Below are 10,262 nucleotides of genomic sequence, written 5' to 3' on the forward strand. Positions count from 1 at the left end.
GTCGCCGACGACCTCGCTCGCGGCGACGACGGTCCGGTGCGCGTCCCGCAGCTCGAGGCGCGCCCCGGCGCGGGACCGGGCGCCGTGCACGCGACGTACGCGGGGACCGTCGAGGACGAGGCGGACGCCGTGGCCGGGTTCATCGCCGAGCGCTGGCGTCCGGCCGGCCGCGCGTCCGCGCGGGTGACCGCGGCGGTCCTGTGTCGCAAGCGGTCCCAGTTCGCCGCGCTCGAGGCCGCCTTGCGCGGGGCCGGGTTGCCCGTCGAGGTCGTCGGGCTCGGTGGGCTGCTGCAGACCCCCGAGGTGGTCGACCTGGTGGCGACCCTGCGCGTCGCGCACGACCCGTCCCGCGGTGACGCGTTGATCCGCCTGCTCTGCGGCGCACGGACCCGGCTCGGGGTCGCCGACCTGCACGCGCTCGCGGCCTGGGCCGGCGAGCTCGCGGACTCGCGCGGCGGACCGCCGCGCCCCGGTCGCGGTGCGGTGCGCCCGCCCGAGCTCGCCGGTGGCGAGCCTGTCGGTGGCGAACCTGTTGGTGGCGAACCTGCCCGCGGCGAACCCGCTGATGGCGAGCCCGCAGGCCGCTCGTCCGCGGCGCCCGCTCCGCCCGCCCTGCCCGACGACGACCCCGTCGTCGTCGCCGGTGACGTCGTCGACGAGCGCAGCATCGTCGACGCGCTCGACGACCTTCCGCCGCGTGGCTGGCGCAGTCGCACCGGCCGACACCTGACGGACGTGGCGCACGATCGGCTGCTGGAGCTGTCCCGCCTGCTGCGCACCCTGCGCTCGCACACCTACCTCTCGCTGTCCGAGCTCGTCGGGGAGGCCGAGCGGCTCCTCGGGCTCGACATCGAGGTGGCCTCGCGCCCCGGCCTCAGCCCCGGCCGGGCCCGCGCGCACCTGGACGCGTTCCGCGACGTCGCCGTGCAGTTCTCCGACGGCGCCGACGTGCCGACCCTCGGGGCGTTTCTGGGCTGGCTCGACGCCGCCGCGACCGAGGAGCGGGGTCTCGAGCGGCCCGTCACCGAGCCGGACCCGGACGCGGTCCAGCTGATCACCGTGCACGCCGCCAAGGGCCTCGAGTGGGATGTCGTCGCGGTGCCGGGCCTCACGGACGGCGTGCTGCCGGCGACACCGACCTCGGGCCCGCACGGTCCGCGCGCGAGCGGGTGGCTCAGCGGGCTCGGTTCGTTGCCGTACCCGTTGCGCGGCGACGCCGCCGAGCTGCCCTTCCTGGACGTGGCCGACGCCGTCGACCAGAAGGACCTCGACGCGCTCCGCGAGCAGCTGCGCCGGGACATCGGGGCGCACGAGGTCGCCGAGGAGCGCCGGCTCGCGTACGTGGCGCTGACCCGCGCGCGCCGGGCGCTGCTGCTGTCCGGCTCCTGGTGGCGGGACCGCAAGGATCCCCAGCCGCCGTCCCTCTTCCTGGAGGAGCTCGTCGCGGCCGGGCTCGTGGGCACCGACGGCTGGGCCGAGCGGCCCGATCCGTCGACCCCGAACCCGCGCACGGCCACCCCCGCGACCCACGCGTGGCCCACCGATCCGTTCGGCCCCGGGCCGCGCCGCGCGCACGTCACGGCCGCCGCCGCCGCGGTCGACGCCGAGCTCGCCGCCGCGGCCGACGGGGATCTCGCCGACGCCGACGCAAAGCTCGAGGCCGCGGTTGACGCCGAGCTCACTGCCGCGCGGCTCGTCGTCGGGCTCGGCGACGCCGTCGTCCCGATCCCGCCGCCGATCCCCTCGCCGCTGACCCGCACGGCCAACCTGCTGCTCGCCGAGCGGAGCCGCGTGAGCGCGCCCGACGTCCGGGTCGAGCTGCCCGCGCACCTCTCGGCGTCGACCGTCGTGCGCCTGGCGAGCGACCCGCAGGCCTTCGCGCACGCGCTGCGCCGTCCGGTGCCGCTCGAACCGTCGGTGCAGGCCCGGCGCGGCACCGAGTTCCACGCCTGGGTCGAGCGCTACTTCGGCTCGGCCGCGCTGCTCGACGTCGAGAACCTGCCCGGCGCCGACGACGACTCGGTGGCCACCGACGCCTCCCTGGAGGAGCTGCGCACGGCGTTCCTCGCCACCGAGTGGGCGGGGCGGACCCCGGTCGCGGTCGAGGTCGACATCGAGACGCCCGTCGCGGGATACGTGCTGCGGTGCCGGATCGACGCCGTCTTCGCGACCCCGGACGGCGGCGTCGTGGTCGTGGACTGGAAGACCGGGCGGCCACCGCTCGACGAGGCCGCCGCGCGGACCCGCGAGGTACAGCTCGCGGTGTACCGGCTCGCCTGGTCACGCTGGGCCGACCTGCCGCTGGAGCGGGTGGACGCGGCGTTCTGCTACGTCGGCGCCGGCGTCACGGTGACCCCCGAGCGGCTGCTCGACGAGGCCGGCATCGAAGACCTGCTGCGCAGCGCGACCTCATGAGGCCGGCGGATCAGCCGAAAGAGGCGGGCAGCGCGTGCTCGTCGAGCTCCTCGAGCATCTGGACCGCATCGGCAACCACGCTCGCGTTGCCCGAACGCACGCCGTAGAGCAGCCAGCGCGCGAGGGCCAGCTCGCCGCCGAGCAGGGCGCGCTCCACCAGGTGCGCGTCGGTCAGCTCGGTGCGGGCCAGGTGGTAGGCCTCCATGATCGACTCGACCGCGTCCTGCGGGGCGGCGACGAGCAGCCAGGCGAGGTCGTCGGCGGGGTCGGCGACCTTCGTGTCGCCCCACCCGAGCATGCCGGTGACGGCGCGGCCGTCGGTCAGGACGTGCGAAGCGGTCAGGTCGCCGTGCACGACGGTCGGCTGGAACCGCCACAGCGCGACGTCCTCGAGGCGCGACTCCCAGCGCTTCAGCAGGGTCGGCGGGACCTTGCCGGTGCGTGCGGCCTCGTCCAGCTCGGCCAGTCGGCGCTCCCGGTACGCGCCGGCGTCGTACACCGGCAGGCCGACGTTCTCCACGAGGTCGATGGGTAGCTGGTGCACGGCAGCGATCGCGCGACCGAGGGACGCCGCGAGGCCCGGCCCGGCAGCGAGCGTCTCGAGGCGCAGCGGTCGGCCGGGGACCTCGGCGTGCACGAGCGCGCGGCCGCCCTCCGGCAGGTGCGCGAACCCGGCGGGACGAGGCACCGCGAACGGCAACCGGCCGTCGTCCACCTGGACGGCGATCTGCTCGAGCAGCGCCACCTCGGCGTCGAGGGCCGCGCCCGCGGCGGGCCGAACGGGAGCCCGGATGACCCAGTGGCGCCGGGTGGAGTCGACCACGACGGCCACGTCAAAATCAGCCCCGGGCTGCGACGGGCGCCGGACGGCGACCACGTTCAGGCCGGGGATCGCGGCGGTCGCGAGGGCTGCGAGCGCTAAGGGTGAACGAGACACCCCGCCAGCCTAGAGGCCGAGCCCGGCGTTTTGTCCTCACCCGCGCTGGGCGTGTCCCCACCTCACGTACGGTGTCCGCGTGGACTGGACCGACCTCCCGCTTGCCCGGGCGACCATTGACCGAGCTTCTGAGCTGCGTGCCCGACCGGATCTCGTGGCCGATCTGCTCCGCGAGGAGAGCACTCGCGTGGTTCTCACGCACGGCGGCCTCGTCGCGACCACGACCGAGGACGGGTCCATCACGCTCGACCTGCTCGCGCCCTCGACCGTCGTGGGCCTCGACCTCCCGGACGGCGGCTGGCTCTACCTCGGGACCGACGGCGCGTCGTCGTACGTCGCCCTGGTGCTCGCGGACCCGCTCGTCGAGGTCACGGACCTCGAGCGCTTCGCCGTGGACGGCGGCGAGGACCTGGTCGCGGGTCGCGAGTGGTCGCAGCTGCGCCGCATCGGCGCCGTGCTCGACGCGCGCGACGCCGGCCTGGCGACCACCGCGGTCGCGCTCGCGGCCTGGCACAAGACCCACCCGCGCTGCCCGCGGTGCGGCACCCTGACCGACGTCGTGCAGGCGGGCTGGGTGCGGCACTGCCCCGCCGACGGCAGCGACCACTACCCCCGCACGGACCCCGCCGTGATCATGGCAGTGGTGGACGAGGACGACCGCCTGCTGCTCGGCCACGCGGTGCAGTGGCCCGAGCACCGGCTGTCCACGCTCGCCGGCTACGTCGAGCCCGGCGAGGCGATCGAGCACGCGGTGCGGCGTGAGGTGGCCGAGGAGGTCGGCGTCGTGATCGGCGAGGTGAGCTATCGCGGCAGCCAGCCGTGGCCGTTCCCGGCGTCCCTGATGCTCGCTTTCCGCGCCCGCGCGCTGACCACGCAGATCACGGTCGACGGCGTCGAGGTGACCGAGGCCCAGTGGTTCACCCGCGCCGAGCTCGTCGACCAGGTCGCGTCCGGGGAGGTGCTGCTGCCGATGCGCTCCTCGATCGCGCGCGTCCTCATCGAGGAGTGGTTCGGCGGCGAGCTGGCCGGCGACTGGGGTCTCACCGGCGCCTGACCCCCCTGGACCTGTCAGCCGTTGCGCGGTCCGGGGACCGCGCTGGGACTGACAACTCGTGGGCGGGGAGCCTGTGGGGTGGCCGGCTGAGCGCGGTTCGGGTCAGTTCAGGGTGGCGAGGCGGGTGCGGACGTCGGCCAGCGAGGGGTTCGTCGCGGCGGAACCGTCCGCGAACACCAGGGTCGGCACCGTCTGGTTTCCGCCGTTCGCGCGCTCGACGAGCGCCGCGGCGTCCGGGTGCTCCTCGATGTTGATCTCCGTGTAGCCGATGCCCGCGGAGTCCAGCTGCGACTTCAAGCGACGGCAGTAGCCGCACCAGGTGGTGGAGTACATCGTGACGGCGCCGGCGTCGGGGGTCTGCGTGGTCACGAGGTCCTCTTCTGTGGTGGGAGCGGGCGTCCACTGTACGCGCCCGCAGCGCGCAGGTGCTGGGGCCGGACGTGTGGCGGTAGCCACAACGCGGGCCCCGTAGGCCCGTCGGGCACCCACCAGGCACCCACCAGGCACCCACCAGGCACCCGCCCGGCGGGCACTGTCGGTGCGGGCTGGGAGAATCGGCGTGATGTCTGCCGACGAGATCCTTGATGCCCTCGACCCCGACCAGCGCGAGGTCGCGCTCGCGCTGACGGGACCGGTCTGCGTGCTCGCGGGCGCGGGCACCGGCAAGACGCGCGCGATCACGCACCGCATCGCCTACGGCGTGCGCAGCGGCATCTACAAGCCGACCACGGTCCTCGCGGTGACCTTCACGGCCCGCGCCGCCGGCGAGATGCGCACCCGGCTGCGCGACCTCGGCGTCGCCGGCGTCCAGGCGCGCACCTTCCATGCCGCCGCGCTGCGCCAGCTCAGCTTCTTCTGGCCCAAGGTCGTCGGCGGCGCGCCGCCACGGATCCTGGAGCACAAGGCGCCCGTGATGGCCGAGGCCGCGGGCCGGCTCTCGCTGTCGGTGGACCGGGTCGCGATCCGGGACCTGTCGAGCGAGGTCGAGTGGTCCAAGGTCTCCCTCGTCTCGGCCGACGACTACGTCCGCGCGACGACCGCCATCGACCGTCCGCCGCCGGCCGGCTACGACCGGCAGAGCGTCGCGCGGCTCATCTCGGCGTACGAGGACGCGAAGACCGAGCGCGGCGTCATCGACTTCGAAGACGTGCTGCTCATGCTCGCCGACATGCTGAACACCCGGCACGACGTCGCGGAGACCGTGCGCGGGCAGTACCGGCATTTCGTGGTCGATGAGTACCAGGACGTGTCCCCGCTCCAGCAGTACCTGCTCGACCAGTGGCTCGGCGGGCGCGAGGAGCTGTGCGTCGTCGGCGACCCGAGCCAGACGATCTACTCCTTCACCGGCGCCTCCCCGCACCACCTGCTCACCTTCGCCAAGACCCACCCCAAGGCCCAGGTGGTCCGGCTGGTCCGCGACTACCGGTCCACACCGCAGGTCGTCGGGCTCGCCAACCGCCTGCTCGCCCAGCGCGGCCGGCGCGGCGCGCAGGCCCTCGAGCTGATCGCCCAGCGCCCCGAGGGCCCCCCGGTCGGCTTCACCACGTACGACGACGACGACGCCGAGACGGCCGGCGTCGCGGCGCGCATCGCGCGGCTGCTGGATGCCGGCACCCACGCCAGCGAGGTGGCCGTGCTGTACCGCACGAACGCGCAGTCGGAGGGCTTCGAGCAGGCTCTCGGCGCGGCCGGCATCGGGTACCTCGTGCGCGGCGGCGAGCGCTTCTTCCAGCGCCGCGAGGTCCGGGCGGCCATGGTCCTGCTGCGCGGCGCGGGCCGGGCCGCGGACGCGGAGACCCCGATGCCCGAGGTCGTGCGGGACGTGCTGCTCAACGCCGGCTGGTCGCCCACGCCGCCGGCCACCCGCGGCGCCGTGCGCGAGCGCTGGGAGTCGATGCAGGCGCTGGTGGCGCTCGCGGACGACCTCGCGGCGCGCCAGCAGGCGACCCTGGCCGACCTGGTGATCGAGCTCGACGAGCGCGCGTCGGCGCAGCACGCACCGACCGTCGAGGGAGTGACCCTGGCGACCCTGCACGCGGCCAAGGGGCTCGAGTGGGACGCGGTCTTCCTCACCGGCATGAGCGAGGGCCTGATGCCGATCTCGCTCGCCGAGACCGACGAGGCGATCGCGGAGGAACGACGGCTGCTCTACGTCGGCATCACGCGGGCCCGGGAGCACCTCGAGCTGTCCTTCGCGCGGTCGCGCAACCCCGGCGGCCGGGCGTCGCGCCGCCGCACCCGTTTCCTCGACGGCCTCTGGCCCGACGACGGCGGCCCGCACCGCCGCGTCTCGGGGTCCGGCGCCGGCTCGGCGAGCCGCGGCGCCCCGGTCCTGTCCGGACGCTACGACGCCGAGCTGTACGAGCGCCTCCTTGGCTGGCGCGCGCAGGTCGCGACCCAGACCGACAAGCCCGCCTACACGGTGCTGGTCGAAGCAACGCTCGCCGCGATCGCGGAGCGCCGACCTGCGTCGATGTCCGAGCTCGCGCAGCTCAAGGGCATCGGCCCGGCCAAGCTCGACAAGTACGGCCCGACCCTGCTCGCCCTGGTGGCCGGGACCACCTGAGCGGGCCTGCGGCGACGGCGCTCCCGGCCGCTCGGCGCGGCGGGGACAAACCCGATCGCATGAAGTCGCGTTAATACGTTGCGCTCCGGCGAGCCGCTCGCCTAAGTTCGTCTTGTCCTTGTTGGAAGGTAGCGCCGAGAGGCGTGGGCCCGAGTCGGAGAGGTGGTGGGCATCGCGATGAAGATCAACCAGATGGCATATGCGGCCGGTGCCGCGCGCCTCGCTCTGCACGCCCTCGCGCCCATCTCGGCGCGACCCAGCGGCGGAGCCACGTCCACGCGCATCCCCGCCTTCCTATCCGACTCCGCTCCACCGGGGACTTGATCAACTGATCACGCCCACCCCAGGCCGCGGAGTCCACTCGGAGACCGCGGCCTTTCGTTTGCCCTGACCTGTCGTCGGGGCGATGAGCAGCCGGATCGCCGATTGCGTTCACGCAACGCACCTGCCCATCGCACCAGCACGGACATCTCAGGAGGACATCGTGCGGCTCATCCAGCTGCTCGACGCGGTGAATCAGGGCGGATCCGGTCCCTGGTCGCTCACCCCCGACTTCACCGTCACCACGGCCGACGTCACCGCAGACCGGCAACAGTTCGACCGATTGATCGCGGGCCTGATCCCCTGCCGGACGGGTGACCCCGAGCTCTGGTTCGCGGAGCAGTCGGCTCAGGTGGAGCAGGCCAAGGCCCTGTGCCGCGAGTGCCCGTTGCAGCAGGGCTGCCTCGCCGGCGCCATCGAGCGCGCGGAGCCGTGGGGGGTCTGGGGCGGCGAGGTGTTCGTCGCCGGCCAGGTCGTGGCCAGCAAGCGCGGCCGCGGACGCCCTCGCAAGGACGCGTCCGCCGTACCGGCCGCGTGAGTCACCCGCCGCCCGACGGCGGCAGGCCGGTGCACCCGCATCTGGGGTGCACCGGCCAGTCGCGCACGCGCGGCACCGCATCCGGCAGCCCGACCTCGAAGGACGCCCCGAGCGTGCGGGGCAGCGTCCCGTCGAGCTCGGCGAGGACCTGACCGGCGGCGAGCGAGCCCGCGATCGCCGCGAGCAGGGACTCCTCGCCGGCCCCGCGCGCCGGGGTGGAGCTGGCGAGCTGGGTCGCGATCGCGGGCCACCGCTCGTCGGCATCGGTCCGGTGCAGGTCAAGGCAGCGCAGGCACGCGGACGAGCCCGGGCGCACCAGCGGCCCGACCACGACGTCGGCCTCGCGGACCACCACGGACAGGTGCACGACTCCCGCGGACATCAGCACGCGGGCCCGCAGCGCGTCCGCGGCCCCGTGCTCGACGAGCACCATCACGTCCGGCCGGGTGCCCTCGGGCGCCATCGTGCTCGCGTCCGGCGCGACGTCGCGCAGCACGCGCGCGGCGGCGGTCCGCCGCGCGGTCCCGAGATCCCGTGCGGTGTATCCCCCGACGCCGAGGTCCGACGGGGTGACCACCAGGTCGTCCTCGACGAGCAACGTGCCCACGCCCGCCGCGGCGAGCGTCACCGCGAGGCACAGTCCGATCCGGCCCGCGCCGAGCAGCCCGACAGTCCGGTCCGCGCGCGCCGCGACGAGGCCAGCACCGTCGCCGTCGTGCAGCAGGCGGGTCCAGGTGGCCGCGTCGGGGGTCCCCCCGGGCGGGAGCGCGGGGGTGGGTGCGGGCCGGAGTCCAGGACCGTCGAGGCAGATCAGCTGGGCTTCGTCGAGGGCGGCCAGCAGGGTGTCGAGCCGGTCCGGCGGCACCGCGAGCGAACGGGCGACGGCGGCCAGCCCGCGCGAGGCGATCCCCTCCTCGAGGGCGGTGAGCAGGTCGATCTCGCCGGCACTCAGGCCGGTGAGCCGGATGGCCCAGCGCGGATCGGTGCCGATCTGAACCTCGTCCCGACTCCGCCACAGCACCCGCAGGCCCGTCCGCAGCCGCACACCGACCGCCTCCCTCCGGTGCCTGCCGGGGCCCATCGCGATAATCCGACCCTGTCGGACCACCATCGCACCGCCGCGGCGGGGCCGTGACGTTCATCCACAGGGCACACGGCGGCCTGGACGGGGACGTGGGCGGGGTCCGCGTCAGGGCATGAAAAAGGGCGGCCCGTCGCGTCATGACTGACGCAGGGCCGCCCCTCGAGGTGCGAGCTGGTTGGCTCAGGCCTTGCCGAGGATCCGGTTCAGCTTCGTACCGCAGACGGGGCAGATGCCCTTGGCCATCTTGCGACCGGACTCGGAGACGACGACGTCGCCCTCGGCCTCGCGCTTCTCCTTGCACTTCACGCAGTAGAACTCGCCCTTGTACGTCTCAGCCATCAAATTTCTCCGTTCGGATGTCTATGTGCGCGCCGAGCCGGAGGATCCGCCGGCCAGCGGCAGGGTCGAGCGGCCGGACCGGCCGCACGCGCCCGTGCACGGACACGATAGTGGCCCCGCTGGGGGGTTCGGCCACTCGCGGCCCGGCGCGGCGCCCGATAAGAGGTCTCCAAGGCCCGGTCAGGGCCGCATTGCCTGCTCGACGTTCGGGTGAATTGCGGGCACAACCAGGCCGCGAGCGATAGCGTGCATGGCGTGAATCCGCAAGATCCGCCGGGCCCGGTAGAGGTCCGCAGGAGCCGCAAGAGACTGCGCACCGTGACCGCGTACCGGGACGGTGACCGGATCGTTGTCGCGATCCCGGCGCGCTTCACGCGCGCGCAGGAGCTGGAGTGGGTTCGCCGGATGGTCGCGCGCCTCGCCGACCAGGAACGCCGACGTCGGCCGTCGGACGCGGAGCTCGCCGCTCGCGCCGTCGAGCTCTCGAACCGCTACCTCGGTGGCCGGGCGAAGCCGACGAGCGTGAACTGGTCCAGCAACCAGGGTCGGCGCTGGGGTTCGTGCACCCCGGCCGACGGCACGATCCGAATCTCGACGCGGGTGCGCGGGATGCCCCGCTGGGTCATCGACTACGTGCTGCTGCACGAGCTGGCGCACCTGCTGCACTCCGGCCACGGGACCGACTTCTGGGCCACGCTCGAGAGCTACCCCCGGACCGAGCGGGCGCGCGGCTTCCTGGAGGGTGTGACCTTCGGCGAGGAGCGAATCACGAACGGTGACGACGACGACGTCGTGCCCGAGCTCGCCGAGGCCGACGACGAGGGCGACGACGTCCTGCTCGATGCCGCCCCGGTCGACCACAACCTGCTCGACGGCGGCCCGGTCGACCACAACCTGCTCGACGGCGCCGTGCCCGACGACGCCCCGGTCGCCCCGGGCCCGTCCAGAATCCCGCAACGTCCGAGCGTTGACGTCCTATAGGACGTCAACGCTCGGACGTTGTGGGGA

General features: G+C 74.2%; 8 protein-coding genes and 1 pseudogene. 5 read left to right on the forward strand and 4 right to left on the reverse strand.

The window, feature by feature from the left end:
• Positions 1-2,415: 3'-5' exonuclease (locus VIM26_RS22950; protein WP_331955633.1), on the forward strand; the 2,415-nt coding region annotated here is incomplete at its 5' end.
• A gap of 10 nt (positions 2,416-2,425) precedes the next feature.
• Here the strand turns inward: VIM26_RS22950 and VIM26_RS22955 are convergent.
• Positions 2,426-3,352, reverse strand: a complete 927-nt coding sequence (locus VIM26_RS22955; RefSeq protein WP_331955635.1) for a macrolide 2'-phosphotransferase — start codon at positions 3,350-3,352, stop codon at positions 2,426-2,428.
• Between the two features lie 79 nt (positions 3,353-3,431).
• On the opposite strand from VIM26_RS22955, the gene nudC reads away from it, so the two are divergent.
• Complete coding sequence (gene nudC / locus VIM26_RS22960; RefSeq protein ID WP_331955637.1) at positions 3,432-4,406, forward strand: NAD(+) diphosphatase; 975 nt, start codon at positions 3,432-3,434, stop codon at positions 4,404-4,406.
• Between the two features lie 102 nt (positions 4,407-4,508).
• On the opposite strand, the gene VIM26_RS22965 is transcribed toward nudC, so the two are convergent.
• A complete protein-coding gene (locus VIM26_RS22965; protein ID WP_331955639.1) occupies positions 4,509-4,775 on the reverse strand; it encodes a mycoredoxin in 267 nt (88 codons plus the stop codon).
• Positions 4,776-4,968: 193 nt separating this feature from the next.
• On the opposite strand from VIM26_RS22965, the gene VIM26_RS22970 reads away from it, so the two are divergent.
• Together VIM26_RS22970 and VIM26_RS22975 are read left to right on the forward strand one after the other, a co-directional pair.
• A complete protein-coding gene (locus tag VIM26_RS22970; RefSeq protein ID WP_331955641.1) occupies positions 4,969-6,972 on the forward strand; it encodes an ATP-dependent DNA helicase UvrD2 in 2,004 nt (667 codons plus the stop codon).
• A 484-nt stretch (positions 6,973-7,456) separates the two neighbouring features.
• Positions 7,457-7,831 carry a WhiB family transcriptional regulator gene (locus VIM26_RS22975; protein WP_331955643.1) on the forward strand — a complete coding sequence of 125 codons (375 nt, stop codon included), beginning with the start codon at positions 7,457-7,459 and terminating at the stop codon, positions 7,829-7,831.
• A 1-nt stretch (position 7,832) separates the two neighbouring features.
• Here VIM26_RS22975 and VIM26_RS22980 read toward each other — a convergent pair whose 3' ends face one another.
• Both VIM26_RS22980 and VIM26_RS22985 read right to left on the reverse strand, forming a co-directional pair.
• Entirely contained in the window at positions 7,833-8,876 is a 1,044-nt protein-coding gene (locus tag VIM26_RS22980) for a ThiF family adenylyltransferase (RefSeq protein ID WP_331955645.1), read from the reverse strand.
• 219 nt (positions 8,877-9,095) lie between these two features.
• Positions 9,096-9,254 (reverse strand): DUF5679 domain-containing protein, encoded by a 159-nt coding sequence (locus VIM26_RS22985; RefSeq protein ID WP_331955647.1) that lies wholly within the window; start codon positions 9,252-9,254, stop codon positions 9,096-9,098.
• A 255-nt stretch (positions 9,255-9,509) separates the two neighbouring features.
• Here VIM26_RS22985 and VIM26_RS22990 point away from each other — a divergent pair.
• Positions 9,510-10,052 (forward strand): annotated as a pseudogene (locus VIM26_RS22990) (YgjP-like metallopeptidase domain-containing protein); the annotation flags it as partial.
• Positions 10,053-10,262 lie beyond the last annotated feature (210 nt).

Source organism: Pengzhenrongella sp., from assembly GCF_036565025.1.
In the GTDB taxonomy this organism is placed as follows: domain Bacteria; phylum Actinomycetota; class Actinomycetes; order Actinomycetales; family Cellulomonadaceae; genus Pengzhenrongella.